We start from the raw sequence: 23,152 nt of genomic DNA on the forward strand, positions 1-23,152 counted from the left end.
CCATGCCCCGAGTCCTGACGGACGAGCGCCGCGACCTGGTCAAGGCGATAGCCGACTTCTGCCGCCGCGAGTGCGGCACCAAGGAGCAGCGGGACAAGCTGACCGACGGCGGCCAGGAGCCGCACAACCAGAAGCTGTACGAGAAGATGGCGGACCTGGGCTGGCTGGGCATCGTCATCCCCGAGGAGTACGGCGGCGCGGGCCTGGGCATGACGGATCTCTGCCTCTTCCTTGAAGAGACCGCCTACGGTCTCGCCCCGATCAGCGGCTTCGGGACCACGATCATCTCTGCGGCGGCGTACGAGAAGTTCGGCACCGAGCAGCAGAAGCGCAAGGTGCTCGAGGGCGTGGTGGCCGGCCGCGTCGAGGCGATCTCGATGTCCGAGCCGGGGGCGGGCTCCGACATCGGCGCGCTGGCCTGCCGGGCGGAGCGCGTGGACGGCGGCTATGTGATCAACGGGCAGAAGACCTGGTGCTCCAACGCCCACTTCGCCGACCACATCCTCCTCATCGCGCGCACCTCACGCGAGGAGTCCAAGCACAAGGGACTCACCCAGTTCATGGTGCCGGCCGACGCCGACGGTCTGGTGGTCAAGGGCATCGAGACGATGGGCGGCCGCGAGGTCAACGACCTGTATTTCACCGACTGCTTCGTCCCCGACTCGGCGGTCGTCGGCACGCCGGGCGAGGCCTGGCCACAGTTGATGGCCGGACTGAACCTGGAGCGGATGATCCTCGCCGCGCTCATGCTCGGCACCGCCCGCCGGGCTTTCGGCGACACCCTCGCATACGTGCGGGAGCGCGAGCAGTTCGGCCGGCCGATCGGCTCCTTCCAGGTGCTCAAGCACCGCATCGCCGACATGGCGACCGAGCTGGAGTGCGCTCGTCTGCTGCTGGACGATGTGGCGGCGCAGATCGACGCCGAGCCGGACAAGGTCTTCGCCCGCGAGGCGTCGATGGCGAAGCTGAAGTGCACCGAACTCGCCAAGCACGTCGCCCTCGAAGGCATGCAGATGATGGGCGGCTACGGCTACGCCACCGAGTACGGCATGGAGGCGCTGCTGCGCGCCACGGTGGTCTCCACCGTCTACGGCGGCACGAGCGAGATCCAGCGCGACATCATCGGCAAGACCTACGGGCTGTAGGGGGCGGCGTGCTGACGACACGGTTCTGCGAGACGTTCGGGGTCGAGCACCCCATCGTCCAGGGCGGGATGCAGTGGGTGGGCCGGGCCGAGCTGGTCGCCGCGGTGGCGAACGCGGGCGCCCTCGGCTTCCTCACCGCTCTCACCCAGCCCACCCCCGAGGCCCTGGTGAAGGAGATCGAGCGCTGCCGGGGGCTGACGGACAAGCCGTTCGGCGTGAACCTCACCATCCTGCCGTCGATCAACCCGCCGCCCTACGACGAGTACCGGCGCGCGATCATCGAATCCGGGATCAAGGTCGTCGAGACGGCCGGCTTCAATCCGCAGGAGCACCTGCCCGAATTCGCCGCCCACGGCGTCAGGGTGCTGCACAAGTGCACCAGCGTCCGGCACGCGGTGAAGGCGGAGGAGATCGGCGTCGACGGCGTGAGCATCGACGGCTTCGAGTGCGCGGGGCACCCCGGGGAGGACGACGTCCCCGGCCTGATCCTGATCCCCGCGGCCACCCAGCGCCTGACCGTACCGGTGATCGCCTCCGGCGGCTTCACGGACGGGCGGGGCCTCGTCGCCGCGCTCGCGCTGGGCGCCGAGGGCGTCAACATGGGCACCCGCTTCCTGTGCACCCAGGAGGCCCCGGTGCACCAGAGGGTCAAGGACCAGATCGTGGCCAACAGCGAGCTGGACACCGAGCTGATCTTCCGCCCGCTGCGCAACACCGCCCGGGTGGCCAGCAACACCGTCAGCCGCAAGGTCGTCGAGATCCTCCACGAGGGCGGCCAGTTCCCCGATGTGCGAGATCTGGTCGCCGGCGCGCGCGGGCGCAGGGTATTCGCGGAGGGCGACCTTGAGGCCGGCATCTGGAGCGCGGGCCTGGCCCAGGGCCTCATCAACGACGTCCCGACGGTCGCCGAGGCCGTGGCACGCATCGTGGCGGAAGCCGAGGAGCTGATCGCCGGACGGCTGACGGACGCGTTGCGACGCTGACCCGGGACGCGAGGCCCGACCGGCCGGACGATCCTGCGCCCGGCCGACCCCACCGGTGCCGGCGCCCGGTAACCCCGTTCCGCCGCACGGATGAGGCGCGAGCGACCCTGCTGACCGTGCTGGACACCGTCGCCGACCGACACGCCCTCGCGCTGGTACGCGTCATCGGCGACACAGCGGAGCCGCTGTCCCGCGGCGCCCTCGCGGTTCGTCCCGACGGTTCGTACGAAGGCACTCTGCAGGTCACCGAGGCACTGGCCGTCGACTTCGCCGCCGCGCTCGTACGCGCAAGGCGGTTCCTCGACTGCCACGTCACCGTGTGCGATGCGCGCCCGGTCTTCACCACGGCCGAACGGTTTCCCGAAGCACAGGAAATCATCGTGGACTGGCCACACCGCTACGGCCGCGGGTGCACGCCGGCGCGAGCCGCCGGGGTACGACTTGCGCGCAGATCCTCACCGTTCACCCGTTGCCAGACCGGTGACGCATTCCCTCTCGTCAGCGCAGTGCGTGCAGCCGCCGGGCGAACTCCACGGCCCGGGCCGCTCGTGCGCGCGGGGTGGCGAACGAGGTGAGGTCCGCGTACGGGTGGAAGCGGCGCACGGTGACCGACGCGGGCGCAGCGAACGCGCGCAGCCCTTCGGCGCCGTGGATGCGCCCGTATCCGGACAGGCCGCTGCCGCCGAAGGGCAGCGCGGGGACGCCGGCGTAGCCGAGGACCGAGCCGACCGAGACGGCGCCGGCGCGCAGCCGGGCGGCCACCGCCAGGCCCTCGCGGCGGGTGCGTGTGAAGACGGCGGCGCCGAGGGCGTACGGGGAGGCGTTGGTGCGCCGGACGGCTTCGTCCAGGTCGGCCACGGCGTTGACGGCGACGACCGGGCCGAAGGTCTCCTCGCGCATGGCTGGTGAGTCCTCCGGGACGTCGACGAGCAGGACGGGACGGACGTAGGGCGGCTGAACGGACTCGGGTCCGCCCAGGGGTGTGCGGGCGCCCGCGGTCACGGCCTCCTTGACGTGGTATTCGACGGTGCCGAACTGCGAGGGAAGCGTCATGGCGCCGTAGTCGGGGGCTACGTCGCGGCCGGAGGTGCCGGGTTCGAGCCGGCGGGCGCGGCGGGTGATGAGCTGTACGAGCCGCTCGTGCACCTCCTCGACCGCGTACACCCGCTCCACGCCGGCGCAGGTCTGTCCGGCGTTGGACATCGCGCCCCACACGATCGCCTCCGCGGCCCGCTCCAGCGCGGCCGGGCCGAGGCCGGGTCCCACGATCGCCGCGTCCTTGCCACCGCCCTCGACGAGGACCGGGGTGAGGGTCTCGGCGCAGACGGCGGCGACCTTGCGGGCGGTGCTGGGCGAGCCGGTGAAGGCGACCTTGTCCACTCCGGCACGGGCCAGCGCCTCGCCGGTCCGCGCCAGGCCTGTGACGGTGCGGAGCAGGCCCGCGTGGGCGGGGACGGCGGCGTCGAAGACGCGGGAGAGGCGGACGGCGGCGCCGGGGGCGAGTTCGGAGGGTTTGACGACGACGCCGTTGCCCGCGGCGAGGGCGTAGCCGATGGCGCCCATGGGGGTGTAGAGGGGGTAGTTCCAGGGGCCGATGACGCCGATCACGCCCAGCGGGCGGTGGCCCACGAGCGCCCGCTCGTGTACGGCGAGGGCACCGGAGGGCACGCGGCGGCGGCGCAGGACGCGGTGGGCGTTGCGGCCCGCCCAGTCGAGGTGGTGGAGGGTGAGGACCACCTCGGTGCGGGCGTCGTGCACCGGCTTGCCCGTCTCCGCGGCGATGATCCCGGCGAGTTCGCCGGTCTCGCGGGCAAGGGCGTGCTTGAAGGCGAGCAGCGCGGCACGGCGCCCGCGCGGGCCGGCCCGCCGCCACCCGGCGGCCGCTTCGCGGGCGCCGGCGACGGCGGTGCGTACCTCGGCCTCCGTGGCCACGGGGTACTCGGCGACCTGCTCGCCGGACGACGGCGACAGGCAGGCGAAGGAGCTGGTCATCGGGGGTTCCTCCGGGTGCTGGAGCAGGGCGGCCGGACGTGGGCTACACCGGTTCGGACTGTTCCTCTGGTACGTCCCGCCCCCTCCGAGACGCACCCGGCGCCGCGGGTTCGGAGCCGCCGCGCCGGGCCGTCCACACCGCTGCCGTCGCGAGCAGGGCCCCGGCCAGGACCAGGGCGAGCGGAATCACGTTCTCGGCCAGCGACAGCAACCGGGCCGCGTCCGAGGCGTCCTGGACACGCTCGTCCACCGACTCCGGAGTCGACTCCAGGTCGTAGCTCAGGATGTCGAACAGCGGCGTCGTACCCTCGGGACCGTCGATGTTCGCGGTGACCTTCTGGGACTTGACGGTGTGCAGCGGTACGCCGGTGGCGGTGTCGACGGTGAACGTGGTGTCGGCCTCGGCGGTGTAGGTCAGCGACACCGGGTCGGCGAGTCCGGGGAGCGCCGCCGTCACCTCCTCCCGGCCGGCGGCGGGCAGGCCGGCGGCGAGGCCCTGCACCGCGGTCTTCGGCAGTGCCTCGGGCAGCGCTTCCAGCGTCGCCGGGTCGGCGACGGCGCCGGACTGGTGGAACTCGTAGACGTACGTCTCGCGGCCCTCGGTGGACGTCGTCTCGCGGTACTTCGCGGGCGCGGTGTCCTGGGTCGTGGCGTCCCAGAACGGGTAGTCGGTCTTCTCCGGCGTCAGCGGGAAGCCCACGGAGAGGCCGTCGTGCGTCTCCGCGTCGCTGCCGTCGGGGGGCTGTTTCGCGTCCAGGTCCCTGCGGTCGACGGCGTACACGTGGTGGGTGTCGCGGATCTTCTTCCCCTCCGGGTCGCGCATGGCGAGGTCTTCGGAGGCCACTGCCGTCCCGCCGTCGGTGTCGACGACCTGGACTCGCTGGGAGGCGGTGATGGGGAGGTCCTGGATGAAGAGGTTCTCGGAGTCGCCGTTTTCGAGGGCGGTCGTGTCGAGCAGGGAGGCGGTGCCGGCGTAGCGCGCGGTGGCGTCGAGGTCGGACGGGACCTGCGCGATCACCGGGACGACAGCGAACCGCAGGACGGCCGCGGCGGCGACCAGGATCACGGCCCCGGCGCCGAGGGCGATGGTGCTCTTCTTTCTTCGCATGAGGGTGCTCCTGTGTGCGGACGGGGTGAGGGCCGGTGGACCGCGGGTGAGGGCGGGCTGTCGGCCGGTTCGGCAGGCGAGTGCCTCACATGCTCTGGGCGCCGGTTTCGATGGCTTCGCGGATGCGGGTGTAGGTGCCGCAGCGGCAGATGTTGCGGATGCCGTCGAGGTCGTCGTCGGTGATCTCGCGGCCCTCCGCGGCGACCCGGCGGACGAGGGCCACCGCGGCCATGATCTGGCCGGGCTGGCAGTAGCCGCACTGGACGACGTCGTGGTCGAGCCACGCCTGCTGCATGGGGTGGAGATCCTTGCCGACGGTGGCGGGCAGGCCCTCGATGGTGGTGACCTCGTCGGCCGGCCGCAGGTCGCCCACGGGGATCGCGCAGGGGTTGGCCGCCTTGCCGTTGAGGTGGCTCGTGCATGCCTTGCAGACGTTGATGCCGCAGCCGTACTTCGGTCCGTTGACGCCGAGGATGTCGCGCAGCACCCACAGCAGGCGCTCGTCGTCGGCCGCGTCGACGGTGACGTGTTCGCCGTTGAGGCGGAAGGTGTGTTCGGGCACGGGGAGGCTCCCAGCGGGGTCAGCGGACGTGGTCCAGGCCGTCGGTGGGCGAGGCGGGGATGGGCGGCACGGTCGGCTTGGGTTCGAAGGAGAGGGTGCCGTGGTTGACCGGGAAGCTGGTGGGCATGGTGCCCGTGGCCCGGCCGTACGCGCAGGCGACGGCGGCCATCGACGCGGCGACCCCCAGCTCCCCGGCGCCGCCGGGTTCGTCGGAGGTGTCGGGCATGACGATGATCCGCAGCTCGGGCGGGGTGTTCCACTGCCGGGTGTAGAAGTAGTTGTCCCAGCTCGCCTCCAGGAAGTGCCCGTCCCGCAGGTGCAGGCTGGAGGTCAGCGTCTGGGCGATCCCGTCCATGAGGCAGCCCGCCATCTGGGCTTCGAGTCCGCGCGGGTTGACCGCGAGGCCGGCGTCCACGGCGAGAACGGCCTTGGTGACACGCGGCCCGGTGACGCCGCGGCTGATGGGGCGGTTCACGGTCTCGGGCCGGCAGTCGATCTCCACGAGCACCGCGTTGACCGCGTGGTACTCGGTGTGGAGAGCGATTCCCTGCGCGGTGCCGTCGGGCATCGTACGGCCCCAGTCGCCCGCTTCGGCGACCTTCTCCAGGGCGGCCCGGGCGCGGTCGTCGCGGAGGAACTCGTGGCGGAAGCGGTACGGGTCCTTACCCATCCTCGCTGCGAGCTGGTCGACGACGAGTTCCCGGGCGCAGACGACGTCGGGCGAGTAGACGTTGCGCATGCTGCCGGTGTTGAAGCCCTTGTCGGTCTCGTTGAGCAGGCGGCTGTGGGCGCCGAAGGCGTAGGGCATCGACTGGGAGAGCTGGAAGAAGATCTGCGAGAAGCCGGCGTCGCCCACCGGCAGGCTCGCGGCCATCGCGGTAAACAGCTCGCCGAGGCCGTGGCTGAGGTCGGTGGCGACGGAGGTGTGCCGCTGCTGGTAGCTGAGCACGGTGGTGCCGAGGTAGGCGGCGCGCACCCGCGAGGTGGCCATGGGGTGGGTGCGTCCCTGGCGGGAGTCGTCGGCCCGGTGCCACATGAGCTTGACGGGCTTGCCGATCTGCTGGGATATCTCGGCGGCCTCCTGCGCGGCGTCGAAGAACAGCTTGCGCCCGAAGGAGCCGCCGCCCTCGGTGACGTGCACGGTGACCCTGCTCGGCGGGAGCCCCAGCCGGGCGGCGATGACCTGCTTGGCGACGATCGGGGACTTCAGGCCCGACCAGATCTCCGCGCGGTCGGCCCGTACGTCCGCGATGGCGCAGTTGGGTTCGAGCGCGCTGTTACTGCGGAAGTGGAAGGTGAACGTGGCGTCCACCGACGGCGTCACCGGGGGAAGCCCCATCGGCAGCTCGGCCCGGCGCAGTTCCTCGCGTACCGTGTCGTCCGACTTCCCCTCCGCCGTGCCGGGTTTCCACGACACCCGCAGGGCCCGTACCGCGTCGATGCACTGGCCGAAGGTCTGCGCGCGCACCGCCACCCCGGTGGAGATCACCGCGACGTCGGTGACGCCGTTCATGGCGCGGACCTCGTCCAGGTTGGCCACCGGGCCGGGCTTGCCGTTGATGGTCGGGGGGCGGCACACCATCGTCGGCCTGGCGTCAGGGACGTCGAGGTCCATCGCGAACTTCTTGCGTCCGGTCACCGCGTCCAGCGCGTCGATACGGCTGTGCGGCCGGCCGATCACGGTGAACCGCCCGGCGTCCTTCAGCGCGACGGAGACCTGCCGCGGCTCGACGGCGGCCGCCTTCTCGGCGAGCGCACCGATGCCGACGCTCCGGCCTGCCGAGTCGGTGACGACGCCGGCCTCCAGGGTGAGGTCGCCGGCCGCCGCGCCGAGTTCGGCCGCCGCCGCCCGCAGCAGGCGGGCGCGGGCGACGGCGGCGGCGACCCTGATCGGGGTGTAGGTCGAGATGGTGGTGTTGGACGCGCCGGTGAGCTGGTTGAACACCAGCTCCGGCCGGGCGTCGGCCAGCGTGACCCGTACCCGGTCGACCGGCACGTCCAGCTCCTCGGCGATCAGCATGGCCGTCGAGGTGGTGATGCCCTGCCCGACCTCGGCCCGCGGCAGCGCGAACGACACGGTGCCGTCCGTATGGACCTCGACCCTGATCAGGCCGGCGGTCGGCAGGGCCGCCGCGGTCATCACGTCGTTGAGGTCGACCAGTTCGGTGATCTCCCCGGACGGGATCCCGGCGGCCCCGGCAGCCCGCGCCGGGACGAGTTCGGCGGCCGTCACCAGGGTCGGCGCGGCAAGCACGTAGCCGAGGAAGCGGCGCCGCCCGGGGGCGTGTCGTCCGGACGCGTTCGGCGGCGGGTCGGGATGCGTCATCGGTGTCCTCTGCGGCTCTGGTTCAGGACGGACGGTTCGCGTCGGGGATCTCGATGTGGATGCCCCGGCCCTCGGACAGGAAGACCAGCACGACCTTGCGGATGACCTCCTCGATCGTCCAGGCGGCCTCGGGGACCAGCGGCAGCGGGATCAGGCCCTCGCGGAAGGCGACCAGCAGCGGCCAGACGGTCTCGATGGTCGGCTTCCAGAAGGGCTCCCGGGACAGCCCGATCCAGTTGCCGATCTGGTCGCCCAGGGTGTACCGGGAGAAGGCCGAGATCAGCGGGCGGGTCAGGCCGGCGTCCAGCTCGGCGACGATGTCCAGGAGGATCTCGCAGAGCTTGAGGCCTTCCTCCGTGGGGCCCAGGACGGGGTCGAGGAGCTGCTTGGACTGGGCGTTGGCCGCGGCCCAGGTGGCGGGGATGTACTCGTCCCGCACACCGAGCATGTGCGCGGTCACCTGCCACACGTGCAGGTACGCCTCGGAGTCGGCGGCGCTGATCCGGACCTTCCACTCGATCATCTTGCGCATGACAAACGTAGCCAGGCTGTGCCAGGTGACCATCACGTCCGCCTGGCTGATCGGGATGGTCTGGCCGCCGCTGGTGTCGGTCCAGCCCGGGGACTGCGGCAGCAGGTTCCGTACGGCCGCGTGCACCATGCGGGTCTTCACCGCGGTCACGATCATCTCGCCCCGGGGCTGGAAGGCGTCCAGGTCCCCGACGTCGTAGCCGAGCTTCGCGGTCTTGGCGATGCGGTCCTTCATGTCGGCGCCGCCCTTGGAGTAGTACACGGCGCGAGACTCCCGGGGGATGGCGGTGCTCATCAGGCCGCTGCCGAGCCCGTACAGGGCACCGACGTAGATCCCCTTGGTCTTGTTGAACTCGGCGGCGGTGTCGAGCTTGCCCTGGTCGGCCCAGGCCGGCAGCCTGCGTGCGTTCTCCATGAACTGCCGCAGGTCCTGCGGCAGTCCGTCGGGAAGCGGCTGGTCGTTACGGGTCCACGTGCGCAGCAGCTCGTTGACGCGGGGCACCTCGCCCCGGGCGAGGACGGCCCCGAGAACCTCGTCGGCCTCGTCGTCCCACACCCACTCCGGGTCGCTGCCCGCCCCCGAGCCGGCCACCGAACCCCCGGGTGCCCACGTCCAGGCGGGCTTCGCGTGCGCGGGCGCCGCTGCGCCGAGCACGCCGAGTGCTCCCAGCGCTCCGCCGGCGAGCAGCATCTTGCGCCTGCTGAGTTCGTCCATTCTCGCGACTCCTCCTCGGGTCTCCTGCGGATGAGAACGTGCGCTCAGGTGGGACGGTTGGCGTCCGGGATCTCGATGTGGATCTCCTCGCCCTTGGTGAGGTAGAAGAGGATGTACTGGCGGGCCACCTCGTCGATCGTCCAGGCGATCTCCGGCACCAGGGGCAGGTCGATCACGCCCTCGCGGAACTTCACCAGCAGCGGCCAGACGCTTTCGATCGTGTTCTGCCAGAACGGCTCGCGGCGGATGCCGTTCCAGTCGGCGACCTGGTCGCCCACGAGATACCGTGCGAACGCGTTGACCAGGGGCCGGGTGATGTGGGTGCCCAGGCTGGTCTGCTCGGCGAGCTGACGCAGCAGGATGTCGGTCAGCTCGACACCCTCGGGCGTGCGTCCGAGGACGGGGTCGAGGAGCTGGTCGGACTGGGCGTTGGCCGCGGCCCAGGTGGCGGGGATGTACTCGTCGCGGACGCCGAGCATGTGCACCGTCACCTGCCACACGTGCAGATACGCCTCGGACTCGGCCGAGCTCATCGGGACTTCCCACTCGATCATCTTGCGCATGGTGTAGGTGGCCAGGCTGTGCCAGGTGACCAGCATGTCCCCCAGGCTGATGGGGATCTTCTGACCGCCGCTGGTGTCGGTCCAGCCCCCGGACTGCGGCAGCAGGTTCCGCACGGCCGCGTGCACCATGCGGGTCTTCACCGCCTCCACCATGCAGATGCCCTCCGGCCGGTACGCGTCCAGGGCGCCGACGGCGAAGCCCAGCTTGCTCGTCTTGGCGACCCGGTCCTCCATGTCGGCACCGCCCTTGGAGTAGTAGACGGCGCGCGCCTCGCGGGGGATGGCGGTGCTCAGCATGCCGCCGCCAAGACCGTTGAGGATGTTGTGGTAGATGCTCCTTCTCTTGCTGAACCGGGCGGCGGTCTCCAGCTTGTCCCGGTCCGCCCACGAGGGCAGCTTGCGCGCCTTCTCCATGAAGGCCCGTACGTCCCCGGGCAGTGCGTCCGGCACCGGCTGGTCGTTGTGGGTCCAGGTACGCAGCGCCGCGTTGACCCTGGGCACGTCGCCCCGCCTGAGCACCTCGCCGAGGAGGTAGTCGGCTTCGTCGTCCCACGCCTCGTGCGGGTCCGTGCCCGTCCCGTGGCCCGCCACCGAGCCGCTGGCCGCCCACGTCCACGTGGACCTCGCATGCGCCGGCACCGCCGCACCGAGCACTCCGAGTGCTCCCAGCGCTCCGCCGGCGAGCAGCATCTTGCGCCTGCTGAGTTCGTCCATGGGGCTCGTACTCCTCCTAGAGACACCGGAACCCGGTTGGTAACCTGATGCCTAGATACGGTGATACGAATCATGTAGCGTCGTATCACCGAGGGAAGCGCAGGCCGGGTCGAAGCACAAGCCTTGGGAACCAACTTCTTTGCCACCGCCGATAATCAACGGAGACCCGGGGCCCCCGGTCCCGGCTCAGACACCGCACCTTGTCCCGAGAAAGGCGACCGTGGAACCTGCATTCACCTTCCTGGCCGCGCCCCAGGACTCCGATTCGGTGCTGGAGCGCGCGTTCGCCGAAGCCGCCGAACAGGCCGACGAGAGCGACGAGACGACCACGCGCATGCTCGACGCCGCGTACGAGCAGCTCTGCCGCATGGGTATACGGCGGTCCACGATGGAAGACGTGGCCCGCCGGGCAGGCGTCTCCCGGATCACGGTCTACCGGCGCTTCGCCTCCAAGGAGGCACTGGTCCAGCAGGTCGTACAGCGCGAGTTCCGGCGGTACTTCGACCAGTTCATCGTCGACGTCCAGGAAGCCGAGACGGTCGCCGACCGCGTGGTGCTGGGCTTCGCCAGCTCGCTGCGGGCGATCCGCAGCAACCCCCTCATCGGCGGCCTGATGGACGCGGAGCCGGACGCCGTCGTGCCGTCCATGACCGGCGACGGGGGACGCACTCTCGCCGTGGTGCAGCAGTTCGTGGCGGGCAGGCTGCGCCAGGAGCAGCAGGCGGGCAACGTCGCCCGCGACGTGGACGTCGGCGTCGTGGCCGAGATGATGGTCCGGGTGTCGGCCTCCTTCCTGGTGATCCCCAGCCAGATCATCGACCTCGACGACGAGGAGCAGGTGCGTGCGGTGGCCCGGCAGTTCCTCGTCCCGATGCTGAGCGCCTCCGGCGAGGCCCGGCGCTGACCCGCGCCGGAGGCGCTCAGGACTACCCCGCACCGCTCATGCGTATCGTTCGCCCTTCTCCACCCGGGCCACCAGCGAGGCGGGCGGCCCGAACCGTTCCCCGTACCGTTCGGCGAGTTGCCTGGCCCGGTCGGCGAAGCCGGCCGGGCCGCCCCGGTAGCCGTTGATGTACTGCAGTACGCCGCCGGTCCACGCGGGGAAGCCGATGCCGAGGATCGAGCCGACGTTCGCGTCGGCCACAGAACGCAGGACGCCTTCGTCGAGGCAGCGGACCGCGTCGAGCGCTTCCGCGAAGAGCATCCGCTCCCTGACGTCCTCGAACGGGATCTCGCGTCCGGTCACGGTGAAGTGCTCGGACAGGCCCGGCCACAGTCCCGTGCGCCGGCCGTCCTCGTACGCGTAGAACCCGGCGCCCGAGGAGCGTCCGGTGCGGCCGAACTCGTCGATCATGCGGTCCACGACCGCCTCGGACCCGTGCGGGCGCCACTGCCCGCCCTCGGCCAGCACCGCCGCCTTGGTCTCCTCGCGGATCTTGCGGGCCAGGGTCAGGGTCAGCTCGTCCAGCAGTTGCAGCGGCGGCGCCGGGTAGCCGGCCTGGGAGCCGGCCTGCTCGATCGAGGCGGGTGGCAGGCCCTCGCCGACCATCGCCACCGCCTCGTCGATGAACTTGCCGATCACGCGGCTGGTGAAGAAGCCCCGGCCGTCGCCCACGACGATCGGCGTCTTGCCGATCTGCCGCGCGATGTCCACGGCCTTCGCCACGGTGCGGTCGGCGGTGTTCTCGCCGGCGATGATCTCCAGCAGCTTCGTCTTGTCGACCGGCGAGAAGAAGTGCAGGCCGATGAAGTCCTGCGGGCGTGTGACGCCTTCGGCCAGCCCTGCGATGGGCAGCGTGGACGTGTTCGAGCCCAGGACCGCGTCCGGCGCCACGACGCTCTCGATCCCGGCGAAGACCCGGTGTTTCAGCTCGGGGTCCTCGAAGACCGCTTCGATCACCAGATCGCAGCCGGCGAGGTCGGCGGTCTCGGCGGTCGGTGTGATCCGTGCGAGGATCTCGTCGGCCTTCTCCCAGGACATCCGGCCGCGGATCACGGCCTTGGCGAGCAGCTTCTCGGAATACCGCCTGCCCTTCACCGCGGCTTCGCGGGTGACGTCCTTGAGGACGACGTCGAGTCCGCCCCGGGCACAGGAGTACGCGATCCCGGCGCCCATCGTGCCGGCGCCCAGCACGGCGACCTTGCGCGCGCGGTGCGGGGGGGTGGCCCTCCGGGCGGTTGCCGCCAGAGGCGATGTGCTGCATGTCGTAGCAGAACGCCTGCATCATGTTCTTCGCGACCTGACCGGTCATCAGCTCGACGAGATAGCCGGTCTCGACCTTCTGCCCGGTGTCGAGGTCGACCTGGGCGCTCTCGACGGCCGCGGCGAGGATGCTACGCGGGGCAGGCACGTCCGCGCCCTTCAGCCGCCTGCGCAGGTTCGCCGGGTACGCCGGGAGGCTTGCCGCCAGCTTCGGGTGGGAGGGAGTGCCGCCGGGAATCCGGTAGCTCTCGGCGTCCCAGGGCTGTACGGATCCGGGGTTGGCCAGGACCCACGCACGGGCGGCGGCCAACAACTCCTGGGGCGACCGGGCCAGTTCGTGTACCAGCCCCTTGGCCAGCGCCTCGGCGGGGCGGTACTGCTGCCCCTGGAGCAGGACGTCGCTCAGCGCGCGCTCCAGGGGTGTGACCCAGATACGGGTCAAAGGGGCAATGAGTTGATCTTGAAGCTCTGAAGAGCTCAGCCGTCACCCGTTCGGCCGAGTGTCGTTGGTGGTGATGTTGACCATCGTCTGGTGCCTGGGGTGGGTTGTGACCTCGATCGAGTGGACCGCGTATCCGCGGTTCAAGCGGCTGATCACCGCGCATGAGCTGCATCTGTTCTTCTCGCCGACTCGCGATGAGCTGGAGTGGGCGGCCGGGGCGACGGACGGGGATGAGCATCTGCTGGTGCTTCTGCTGATGCTGAAGTCGTATCAGCGCATGGGGTGTTTCCCGGCGCTGGAGGACGTGCCGGAGCAGGTGGTGGAGTTCGTGCGGCGTCAGGTGGAGCTGCCGGAGGGCACGCTGCCGATGTACCGGGCTGAGCGGACCGCGAAGCATCACCGGGGCCTGGTGCGCAAGCGGGTCGGTGTGGCGTACAACCAGGCGGAGGCCCGGCGGGTCGCCGAGCAGGCGATCCGCAAGGAGGCCGCGGCGAAGAACCGCCCGGCAGATCTGATCAACATCGCGTTGGAGAAGGTCGTGGAGGCCGGGCTGGAGCTGCCGGGGTTCTCCACCTTCGACAAGATGGCCGCGAAGATCCGCACCGAGGTGAACGCTTCGATCTGCGCTGGCATCCACGACCGCATGGGCCCCCTTCAGCGGGCGGAGGTGCTGCGGCTGCTGGAGGAGCGCGACGCGGACGGGACGACGCTGTTCAACCGGCTGAAGAAGCCCGCCAAGGGGCCGAGCTGGTCGCATTTCAAGAACCTGACCAAGCGCATGGAGTGGGTGGACGGCCTCGGCGACAGCGCGGTGTGGATGGACGGCGTCGCCGCGCGGAAGATCACCGACTTCGCCGGGGAAGCGGACGCGGCCGACGCCCCGGCGCTGCGGGACTACGCGCCGGTCAAACGCCTCGCGCTGATCGCGTGCCTGGTGCACAAGGCACGGATGCGGGTCCGCGACGACCTGGCGACGATGTTCTGTAAGCGAGTCGGCACGAAGGCCAAGAAGGCCAAGGCGGAGCTGGAGGAGATCCGACTGCGCCAGCAGGAGCTGGTCGAGGCCCTGATCAGGAACTACCGCGTGGTCCTCAAGGACATCGAGGCCGACGGCCCGGCCCAGCTGGCCCTCGCGAAGGCCGACCAGATAACGGCCGAGGCCCGGGAGGCCCTGGCCGGGCTGGACGAGGAGGCGTCGGCCGACGAGCTCGCCCGGCGACTGGGCGGGAAGGTCTCCCCGGCCCTGCTTGCCCTGCTGAAGGCCCTGGTGGTGCAGGCCGGCGGGCTCGGCGCGGTCGCCCGGACTGTAGAGGGCTTTGGCGGGTTCGCCAAGCAGTACGAGCAGATCGAGAAGGTCTCTGCCCACCACGGCAACCTCTGGGAGCCGCTGCTGTACGGGCAGATCGGCCGGGACCGGGCGGTGATGTTCGACCTGGCCGAGAAGCTGGAGTTCACCGTCACTTCGGAGGACGGGCGGGTGCTGGACGCGCTCGCACACGCCCAACGGAACCAGGCAGCGCGTGGAGAGTACATCACTGCCTTCGACGAGGAGGGCAAGGAGGTGGACATCTCCTTCGCTACCCAGAACTGGCGCAAGGTGGTGGTCGACAAGCCCCGCACCGGTCAGTACGTCCGCAAGTACTTCGAGGCGATGGTCTTCACCTACCTCGCCGAGGAACTGCGCTGCGGCGACGTCGCCGTGGTCGGCTCGGAGGAGTACGCCGACTGGTCCCAGCAACTGCTGGAATGGGAGGCCGTCCAGGAGAAGCTGGCCGACTACCTGGTGGAAGTCGGGCTGTGCGAGGTCGACGAGACCGCCGAGTTCGACGCACGGTTCTTCCGCCGGCAGCTGGAGGACAAGCTCCGCAGTGCCGCTGCGGCGGCGGATGCCGGGTATCCGGACAACGAGGGCCTAGTCATCGACCCGGAGACGGGTATCCCATCGCTGAAGCCGCACCGCTCGGAGGGGCTCACGCCCTCGGCGAAGCGGCTGGAGCAGGAGATCAAAGCTCGGATGCCGGAGCGCACGCTGATCGGGATTCTGTCGAGGACCGCGTACTGGGTGGACTGGTGGCGCCGCTTCGGCCCGGCCTCCGGCAACGAGCCGAAGCTTCAGGACCCGTTCGGCCGCTACGTCATCACCACCTTCGTCAAGGGCACCAACATGGGCCCGTACGAGGCAGCCCGCCACATCCCCGGCGTCTCCGGCCACGAGCTGTCGTACACGGCGAACCGGCACTTCTCCATCGTGCTGCTGAACGAGGCCATCGCCGACCTGGTCAACGCGCACGCCCGCCTGGACATCTCCCGCGCGTGGGGCGACGGCACCACGGTGGCCGCGGACGGCACCCATATGGACACCTATCTCGACAACCTGCTCGCCGAGACCTCCGTCCGGTACGGCAAGCCGGGCGGCATCGCCTACCACCACATCTCCGACACCTACATCGCCCTGTTCACTCACTTCATCCCGTGCGGGGTGTGGGAGGCCGTCTACATCATCGAAGGCCTGCTCAAGAACACCTCCGAGGTCAAGCCGACCACTGTCCACGCTGATACACAGGGCCAGTGACGGTTTCTCAACGTCATTCATTTCCATGTGTTGTTGAGGGTGAGGGCGGCCTGGGCGATGTGTCCGATGCGGCTTGGGCTGAGGGTGACGTGCTGGAGGGCACGCCAGCGTTGTTTGAGTTCGGCGGCGGCGCGTTCGCCCAGGGCGCGGATGCCGCGCAGGAGCCGGTTGTGGGCGCGGGTGTCGGTGGCGAGCGGGGAGGTGATGTCGGGGTGGGGGCGGAAGGGGGTGTGCACGCCGATGCCGGCGCCGGTGTAGCCGACGTCGGCCAGGGTGGGCACGCCGTCGCGGGCCGCCGGGTAGAGGGCCGGCAGGGCATGGATCCGGGCGGCACGCAGGTCGTGGACCGAGCCGGGCTCGACGTCGGAGACCCACAGCGGGGTGCCGTCCGGGGCGGCGAGGAACTGGACGTTCCCGGCGAAGTGTTTCGCTTTGCCGGAGTACCACAGGTCGTTGCCGTTCTCGGTGGTGCCGGCGACCCGGTCACAGGAGATCAGGGTGCCGTCCAGGACCACATGGCTCATGCCCTGCATGCGGCAGCGGGCAAGGACGTCGTGGAGGTCGGGCGCGCGTTCGGCCAGGACATCGATGGCTTCGTGAAGGTAGCGGTAGCCGGTGGCCTGGGAGATGCCGGCGTCGCGGGCCAGGCAGTGCACGCAGCCGGCCTCGCGGAACCAGCGCAGTACGAACACGGCCTGGCGGAACGGGCCCAGTGCACGTGAGCCCTTCGGGGTGCCGATCTGGCGGCGGTGGGCGGCCAGTAAGCGGGCGGTGTACTCGACCACGTGGCGCGGGACGTCGAGCATGGCAGCATAGGGGACCAACGTGAAGCCTCTGGTGACGTGGACGATCTTGTGGTGAGAACCGTCCTACCAGGGGCTTCACGTCCGTCTGCACTCGGGGGCACCACTGTCCGGCCTGACCCAAGGGCGCACCCCACATCAACCCGCTTCACGAAAACCAACTCGCTGAGAAAACGTCAGTCCCAGCCGGTGTTCGCGCTCGCGCACCTGCTGGGTTTCGACCTGATGCCCAGGATCAGGAACTGGAAGGGCATGACCTTCTACCGGCCCAGTAAGCAGAGCGAGTACGTACACATCGACGTGCTGTTCGGCGAGGCCGGGAAGAACGTCATCGACTGGGACCTGATCGAGTCCCAGTTCCGGCACCTGATGCGGGTGGCCATCTCCGTAAGGGAGGGGGCGATCTCCTCATCCACGCTGCTCAAGCGGCTGCGCTCCGGCTCGCGGAAGAACGCCACCTACGCCGCTTTCCGCGAGGTCGGCCGCGTGATCCGCACCGTGCAGCTGCTGCGCTACCTCTCGGACGCCCCGCTGCGTCGGCGGGTGACCGCGGCGACCAACAAGGTCGAGGCGTTCAACGGCTTCTCCCAGTGGCTCGGCTTCGGCAACCGCGGTGTCATCGCCGACAACGACCCCGTCGAGCAGGAGAAGGCAATGAAATTCAACGCCCTGCTCACGAACGCGGTGATCTTCCACAACGCCCTCGACATCGCCGAGATCGTCCGGCAGCTGCTGGAAGAGGGCTGGGAGATCACCCCGGAGGACCTAGCCCACATCTCGCCCTACCTGACCGAGCACATCAACCGGTTCGGCGAGTACAGCACACACGAACTCGGCATCCAGCCAGAGGCATACGACCCGAAGCTGGACGTCGACTTCACCCCGCTGGGCGACCAGGACCTGGCCACCGCCGGCTTCGGTCAGGCCGCCTAACCGGCCAGGTCGGCACCGTGAGAGCCATGGAACGACGCGGAAGTTGGCGGCGCCAAGCTGGCCTGTGACCGTGCCCTTGACGGTTCAGTTGGGCAGATCGTCCAGTATCAGCCCCAGTGCGGCTGCCAGTTCGATTGCCCTGCGCGGTGTCGGGCACTGTCTGGCCAGACCGGTCTGGTTGAGACGGCCGTTTCGGGCTTGGAAGAGAACCTTCGCAGCAGGATGCTGGCGCATTTCGTCTGGAGTGAGCTCGTCGGCGACTCGATGCGCTGTGGCGACCAGAGTGGGGAACGTCGACTGCACACCCGTGGCCCACTCTTGGAGCGCCTCCAGCCACCGGCGCGCCACTGGGTCAGATGTTGAGGAGAACCGCTCTACCGCCTGAGCCAGCTCCAGCCAGGTGGAGTCGTGCCAGGGTCTGGTCTTCAGGACGGGCAACTGCCACTGGCGCTTGACGGCCGACCAGTGATCCGCTTGCGCCTTCACCGAGTGGACCGTGAATCCTGGAAGACACAGTGCGGTCAGGTTCCAGCCGTGGCAGGCACCGGTGTCGAGACCGAAGATCCTGCCATCGCGGATCATCGGTTCCTGGCCGGTTACGTGATGGCCGAACACCACCGGCTTGTCATCGGTGTAGTGCTCGTGCCAATAGCTGTCCGGGAACAGCGCTGTGAGCTCTCGTTCACCCCTCGTCGAGCCACAAAGGATCTCCTCCCGCTGGTCGGACAGAGGAATCCCGGACAGCATCGCGGCGTGGACAACACGGACGTGCTCGTTCTCGAAGTAGTACGGCAGAGTCCGCATCCAGTCGACCGTTTCGGCGTAGTGGTCGCCAAGTTGCAGGCGCGTGATCTCCTGCGCGTAGGAGAGGATCCCGCGCACGTGCTTTCGCTCATGGTTGCCCATGACCACGACCGAGTTCGGGCGTTCACGGAAAAGCCTGACCACCGCACCGGGCGCTGGACCGCGGTCGACCAGATCACCGACGCTGACCAGTAGGTCGTCTGGTTGAATGTCAACTTCATCAAGCAGTTCGAGCAACTCGTCGAAGCAGCCATGGATGTCGCCGATGATGATCGTCCGCCGCATGCGGGCGATCCTAGGGAGGCAGCGGTGCGGTGCACAAAGGATTTTGTGCGACAAGAGGTCTCCCTTGGTGAAGGTCGCCTGCATCACACTCGCAGAAATGAGTAGTTCTGAGAGGCCGGAGACCCCCGCCGGATCATGTCCGGTTTGCCTCTGATCCCCGCTCTCACAACCTCTCGCAAAACAGCCTTCGCACAATGCTCCTCGCGATAGGTTCTGCGACATGCCAGAGCTCACCGAACCGGCCGCCGTCGTCGAACAGTTCGACTGCCCCACCTGTGAAGCGCCCGCCGGAAGCACCTGCCGCACCCGCGGCGGCAAGGTCGCCCCGAAGTATCACACCCCACGCTTCATGCTCGTCTCCCAGCTCCGCGCGGAACTCGAAGTCCGCACCCCTGCCAACCGCAGCCCCGGCCGCGTGTGGGAGATGGGCCCGGCGATCGCCGCCGCCGTGCCGGAGGGCGCGACCAAGCCCACGAGGGTGGGCTACGCGCGTTGCAGTACTGCTCAGCAAGAACTTCAGAGCCAGCTCGACGCTCTGGATGAGGCGGGCTGTGATCCGGTTTTCTCGGAGAAGATCAGCACCCGGGTCAAGGTGAGGCCGGAGTTCGTCAAGGCCATGGACTTCGCCCGCACCATCAAGAAGGCCGTCCCGCACCAACGGGTGATCTTCACCGTGCACGAGATGAAGCGCCTGGGCCGCGGCGCCGCCGAGTTGCTGGCCATCGCCGAGGACCTGCGCCACCACGACATCCAGCTCGAACTCCTCACCGGACCCCTCCAGGGGGTCTACGACCCGTCCGGGCACGGCGCCGCCCTGTTCGCGTTCTTCGCCGGCATGGCGGAGTCCGAGCGCGAGTACATCCGGGAGAAGTCCCTGGAGGGCCAGGCGTCCGCTCGTGAGCGGGGCCGACATGGCGGACGCCCGAAGGTCGTCGACGACGACATGGCCGCGTTCGCCCGCAGCCTGCGGGTCAACGGGGTCCCCGTCCCTGAGATCGCAAGCAAGCTGGTCATCACCTCGGGCAAGAACAAGGGCAAGCGGCCCTCAGTCGCCACCGTCTACCGCATCCTCGCCGAGGACACCGACAGCACCGACTGACTGGACGCCTTCAGGGCTTCAAGATCAACTGATTGCCCCTTTGACGCGTATCTGGGTCATACCCCCTCCAGGCCCAGCAGCCGGACGGTCCGGCTGACCCCGCCGCAGCCGGGCAGCAGTCCCAGGGTCACCTCCGGCAGGCCGATGCGGCTGTCCTGCGCGTCCAGCGCGATGCGGCGGTGGCAGGCGAGCGCGATCTCGTAGCCGCCGCCGAGCGCCGTGCCGTTCATGGCCGCGGCGACCGGCCTGCCGAGGGTCTCGAGGCGCCGCAGCTGCGACTTCAGAGTCGTACAGAGGTCGCTCAGCTCGGCGGCGTTCTCCGGCCTCGCCGTCCTCAGGAAACCGACGTCGCCGCCAGCGACGAAGCTCTTCTTGGCGGAGGTGAGCACCACGCCGGCGATGCTCTCCCGCTCGGCTTCGAGCCGGTCGACGGCGGCTCCCATCGAGTCGGCGTAGGTCTGGTTCATCGTGTTGACGTCCTGCCCGAGGTCGTCCATGGTCAGCATGACGATCCCGTCCGGATCCTGCTCCCACCTGATCATGCTTTTCTCCGGCATGGGGTACGGCGTTCCTTCCGGGTGCGTGCGGGTTCAGAGGCGTTCGAGACGGTGGCGATGCCCATGCCGCCGCCGGCGCAGAGGGTGACGGCCGGTCGGCACGCGCGGCATCGACTCGACGCCGCCCGCGACCACGAGTTGCTCCCAACCGGAACGGACCTTCTGCGCGGCAACGTTGCGGCGCGCCGTTCTTGCCGCGGCCGCGCGGGGTGCGCACCGCGTCGTACATGAAGGCTTCGGTCATCGTCATCTGCTCCGTCGTGCGCCCGTGGAGGAAGACAGGTAACTCCGTTATTGTCATTGCGTCAATAATGCTACGACACCCTCCCCTGTGAAGCGGCCGGGACCCTCAACAAGGGCGACGTGCCCGCGTTGACGTGGTGCACCGATCTATTGACATCCAGACAACAGTTGGTCCATCGTGAGGGCCGCGCGATGAGTCCGCTGATGGTCCGCGATGAGGGGAGTCCGCCGTGGTCACCGCAGAGCATCTGCACCAGTCCGCAGCAGAGCTGACGATCACCCGCCTGCTGCGCCGCAACTCCCGGGAGTTTCCCGACCGTCCCGCGCTCACGAGCGGGATCGGGCGGGACGCGACGACGCTGTCCTGGGCGCAACTGCGCGCCGAGGTCGCCGCCCTGACCCGCGGTCTGGCCGCGCTCGGCCTGAGCCGGGGCGACCGGATGCTGATCGCCATGTCGAAGCGGCCGGAGCACTGGATCGCCGACCTGGCCGCGATCCACCTGGGGGCACTGGCCTGCAGCCTGTACGACACGCTCAGCACCGAGCAGTTGCGCTTCGTCGCCCGGCACAGCGGGGCCACCGCCCTCGTCCTGGAGGGCGAGGAGCAGATGCGGCGCTGGCAGCCGATCCTCAACGAGCTGCCGCACCTGCGCGCCGTCGTCGTCCTCGACCCGGAGGGCGTCCCGCCCGGCGGCCGGCTCGTCGTCCGCTACGCGGACGTGCCCCGCGAAGGGCCGCCCGGAGACGCCTCGTTCGAGGTGCTCACCGACACGGTCACCGCGGACCAGCCGCTGACCCTCGTCTACACCTCGGGCACCACCGGCGAGCCCAAAGGCGTGGTGCTCACCCACCGCAACGTGATCTACGAGTCCCTGATGCAGGACCACCTCGTCGCCGTGCCCGAACATCCCCGCACGGTGGCATACCTGCCGATGGCGCACGTCGCCGAGCGGGTGCTCGGGATCTACATGCCGGTCTGCAACGCCGGCCACGTCACCATCTGCCCCGACCCGGCGGGGCTGCTGCCGGCGCTGCTCGCCGTGCGGCCGCACGGCTTCTTCGGCGTCCCCCGGGTGTGGGAGAAGCTCGCCGCCGGCCTGCGGGCGAAGCTCGCCGCGCTCCCCGCGGAGCAGTCCGCGGCGGTGAAGCAGGCACAGGAGGCGGCCTGGGGGGCATTCCACCTGCGGTCCGCCGGCCAGGACGTGCCGGACCAGCTCGCGGCAAAGCTGGAGCAGCTCGACGCGCAGGTGCTGCGGCCGGTCCGGGCAGCCATCGGGTTCGACGACTGCCACCGGGCGTTCAGCGGCGCGGCGCCGATCCCCACCGCGGTCCTGGAGTTCCTGGCCGGCCTCGGGCTCCCCGTGTACGAGGTCTGGGGCCTGAGCGAGACCACCGGGGCGGCGACGGTGAGCACCCCAGAGGCGTTCGCCCTGGGCGCGGTCGGTGCACAGGGTCCGGGTATCGAGGTGAAGGCCGCCGCCGACGGCGAGCTGTTCGTCCGCGGCCCCGTCGTCTTCCCCGGCTACCTGACGGCCGACGGCCGTATCGAGGCGGCCACCGACCAGGACGGCTGGCTGCCCACCGGCGACGTCGGCGCGATCGACGAGCGCGGCCTGGTCCGGATCACGGACCGCAAGAAGGAGATCATCATCACCGACGGCGGAAAGAACATCGCCCCGACGAAGATCGAGTCCCTGCTGCGGGCGCATCCCCTCGTCGCCCAGGCCGTGGCGATCGGCGACGGACGCCGCTTCGTCACCGCGCTGCTCGTCCTCGACGAGGAAGTGGCTCCGCTCTGGGCGCAGGCCAACGGGATCGCTGCCGCCGGCCCCGGCGAGCTGGCGCGCCACCCCGAGGTGCTCAGCGCCCTCGACAAGGCCGTCGCGGAGGCCAACGCCGCGCTCTCCCGCGCGGAACAGGTGAAGAAGTACGAGGTCCTGGCCGGGCCGTGGACTCCGGAGTCCGGCGAGCTGACACCGAAGCTGAGCCTGCGGCGCAGGGCGATCGACCGGCTGCACGCCGCGACGATCGAATCGATGTACACGTAGATCCGGTAGAACAGCGGTCAGCAGACTGCGGTCAGCACGACGACAAGGACCTCGGCATGGGCAGTCAACGCCACCTGCTGGTCACACGGTCGCCAGGCCTACCGCTGCCGCCACACTGCCGCGGCGTGACGGTGCTGGGCGACGGCGCCTACCTCAACACCGGCCTGATCGTGCCGCACCGCAGACGCCCCGGGCGGGCCCTGCTACCGGGCGAGGAGGAGGACAACGCCGAGCATCGCCGGGTACGCGCCCGCGACGAGCACACCTTCGCGGCGATGAAGAACTACAAGATCCTCCGAGACTGCCGTCAACGCCACCACGGACTCCACCACGCCATCCAGGCCGTCGCACACGTGCACAACCTCGCCCTCGCGTCATGACCAGAAATCCACGCTCACCAAACCTGACCTGCCTGAACGCCGCCTTTTGCCACACGCTTCAGCCGCGGTCTGCGACCACCGCAGCCTCTCCACCGCCGAATGCACGTACGCCGAACTTGTCGCCGCCGACCTGCGGCCCTGACC

At 69.7% G+C, this 23,152-nt stretch carries 15 protein-coding genes and 4 pseudogenes; 9 read left to right on the top strand and 10 right to left on the bottom strand.

All coding sequences use genetic code 11. The features are described 5' to 3' along the window. Nucleotides 1-2 precede the first annotated feature (2 nt). The 3 genes and pseudogenes from O7599_RS05015 to O7599_RS05025 all read left to right on the top strand — a co-directional run. Complete coding sequence (locus O7599_RS05015; RefSeq protein ID WP_281620872.1) at nucleotides 3-1,145, top strand: acyl-CoA dehydrogenase family protein; 1,143 nt, start codon at nucleotides 3-5, stop codon at nucleotides 1,143-1,145. 8 nt (nucleotides 1,146-1,153) lie between these two features. Further along, a complete protein-coding gene (locus O7599_RS05020) occupies nucleotides 1,154-2,128 on the top strand; it encodes a nitronate monooxygenase family protein (RefSeq protein WP_281620873.1) in 975 nt (324 codons plus the stop codon). Between the two features lie 176 nt (nucleotides 2,129-2,304). Beyond that, nucleotides 2,305-2,535 (top strand): annotated as a pseudogene (locus O7599_RS05025) (XdhC/CoxI family protein); the annotation flags it as partial. A 91-nt stretch (nucleotides 2,536-2,626) separates the two neighbouring features. Here the strand turns inward: O7599_RS05025 and O7599_RS05030 are convergent. The 6 genes from O7599_RS05030 to O7599_RS05055 all read right to left on the bottom strand — a co-directional run bounded on the left by O7599_RS05030 (nucleotide 2,627) and on the right by O7599_RS05055 (nucleotide 10,639). Beyond that, nucleotides 2,627-4,120 (bottom strand): aldehyde dehydrogenase family protein, encoded by a 1,494-nt coding sequence (locus tag O7599_RS05030; RefSeq protein ID WP_281620874.1) that lies wholly within the window; start codon nucleotides 4,118-4,120, stop codon nucleotides 2,627-2,629. Between the two features lie 43 nt (nucleotides 4,121-4,163). Beyond that, nucleotides 4,164-5,228 (bottom strand): porin PorA family protein, encoded by a 1,065-nt coding sequence (locus O7599_RS05035; protein WP_281620875.1) that lies wholly within the window; start codon nucleotides 5,226-5,228, stop codon nucleotides 4,164-4,166. 85 nt (nucleotides 5,229-5,313) lie between these two features. Further along, on the bottom strand, nucleotides 5,314-5,790 hold the full coding sequence (locus O7599_RS05040) for a (2Fe-2S)-binding protein (protein ID WP_281620876.1): 477 nt from the start codon (nucleotides 5,788-5,790) through the stop codon (nucleotides 5,314-5,316). Nucleotides 5,791-5,809: 19 nt separating this feature from the next. Further along, nucleotides 5,810-8,116: a molybdopterin cofactor-binding domain-containing protein gene (locus tag O7599_RS05045; RefSeq protein WP_281620877.1), complete on the bottom strand. Its 2,307-nt coding sequence runs from the start codon at nucleotides 8,114-8,116 to the stop codon at nucleotides 5,810-5,812. Nucleotides 8,117-8,138: 22 nt separating this feature from the next. Continuing rightward, a complete protein-coding gene (locus tag O7599_RS05050) occupies nucleotides 8,139-9,362 on the bottom strand; it encodes an oxygenase MpaB family protein (protein ID WP_281620878.1) in 1,224 nt (407 codons plus the stop codon). Between the two features lie 44 nt (nucleotides 9,363-9,406). Further along, complete coding sequence (locus O7599_RS05055) at nucleotides 9,407-10,639, bottom strand: oxygenase MpaB family protein (protein WP_281620879.1); 1,233 nt, start codon at nucleotides 10,637-10,639, stop codon at nucleotides 9,407-9,409. Between the two features lie 220 nt (nucleotides 10,640-10,859). Here O7599_RS05055 and O7599_RS05060 point away from each other — a divergent pair, with 220 nt between their 5' ends. Further along, entirely contained in the window at nucleotides 10,860-11,543 is a 684-nt protein-coding gene (locus O7599_RS05060; protein ID WP_281620880.1) for a TetR/AcrR family transcriptional regulator, read from the top strand. A 36-nt stretch (nucleotides 11,544-11,579) separates the two neighbouring features. Here O7599_RS05060 and O7599_RS05065 read toward each other — a convergent pair. Further along, nucleotides 11,580-13,284: pseudogene (locus O7599_RS05065) on the bottom strand (3-hydroxyacyl-CoA dehydrogenase family protein); the annotation flags it as partial. Nucleotides 13,285-13,357: 73 nt separating this feature from the next. Between O7599_RS05065 and O7599_RS05070 the strand changes: the two are divergent. Further along, nucleotides 13,358-15,856 carry a Tn3 family transposase gene (locus tag O7599_RS05070; RefSeq protein WP_281620881.1) on the top strand — a complete coding sequence of 833 codons (2,499 nt, stop codon included), beginning with the start codon at nucleotides 13,358-13,360 and terminating at the stop codon, nucleotides 15,854-15,856. A gap of 17 nt (nucleotides 15,857-15,873) precedes the next feature. On the opposite strand, the gene O7599_RS05075 is transcribed toward O7599_RS05070, so the two are convergent. After that, entirely contained in the window at nucleotides 15,874-16,662 is a 789-nt protein-coding gene (locus O7599_RS05075) for a transposase family protein (RefSeq protein ID WP_281617744.1), read from the bottom strand. Nucleotides 16,663-16,848: 186 nt separating this feature from the next. On the opposite strand from O7599_RS05075, the gene O7599_RS05080 reads away from it, so the two are divergent. Then, the gene (locus O7599_RS05080; protein WP_281620882.1) at nucleotides 16,849-17,592 is read left to right on the top strand and encodes a Tn3 family transposase; all 744 of its coding nucleotides are present in this window, start codon (nucleotides 16,849-16,851) and stop codon (nucleotides 17,590-17,592) included. An 84-nt stretch (nucleotides 17,593-17,676) separates the two neighbouring features. On the opposite strand, the gene O7599_RS05085 is transcribed toward O7599_RS05080, so the two are convergent. Continuing rightward, on the bottom strand, nucleotides 17,677-18,681 hold the full coding sequence (locus O7599_RS05085) for a metallophosphoesterase family protein (protein WP_281620883.1): 1,005 nt from the start codon (nucleotides 18,679-18,681) through the stop codon (nucleotides 17,677-17,679). Between the two features lie 220 nt (nucleotides 18,682-18,901). On the opposite strand from O7599_RS05085, the gene O7599_RS05090 reads away from it, so the two are divergent. Next, a complete protein-coding gene (locus O7599_RS05090; protein ID WP_281620884.1) occupies nucleotides 18,902-19,780 on the top strand; it encodes a recombinase family protein in 879 nt (292 codons plus the stop codon). Between the two features lie 65 nt (nucleotides 19,781-19,845). Here the strand turns inward: O7599_RS05090 and O7599_RS05095 are convergent. Continuing rightward, nucleotides 19,846-20,337 (bottom strand): annotated as a pseudogene (locus O7599_RS05095) (enoyl-CoA hydratase-related protein); the annotation flags it as partial. A 473-nt stretch (nucleotides 20,338-20,810) separates the two neighbouring features. Here O7599_RS05095 and O7599_RS05100 point away from each other — a divergent pair. Both O7599_RS05100 and O7599_RS05105 read left to right on the top strand, forming a co-directional pair. Further along, nucleotides 20,811-22,628, top strand: coding sequence for an AMP-dependent synthetase/ligase (locus O7599_RS05100; RefSeq protein ID WP_281620885.1), 1,818 nt, complete (start codon nucleotides 20,811-20,813; stop codon nucleotides 22,626-22,628). A 113-nt stretch (nucleotides 22,629-22,741) separates the two neighbouring features. Then, nucleotides 22,742-23,008, top strand: a pseudogene (locus O7599_RS05105) (transposase family protein); the annotation flags it as partial. Between the last annotated feature and the right edge of the window lie 144 nt (nucleotides 23,009-23,152).

The organism is Streptomyces sp. WMMC500, from assembly GCF_027497195.1.
Classification (GTDB): domain Bacteria; phylum Actinomycetota; class Actinomycetes; order Streptomycetales; family Streptomycetaceae; genus Streptomyces.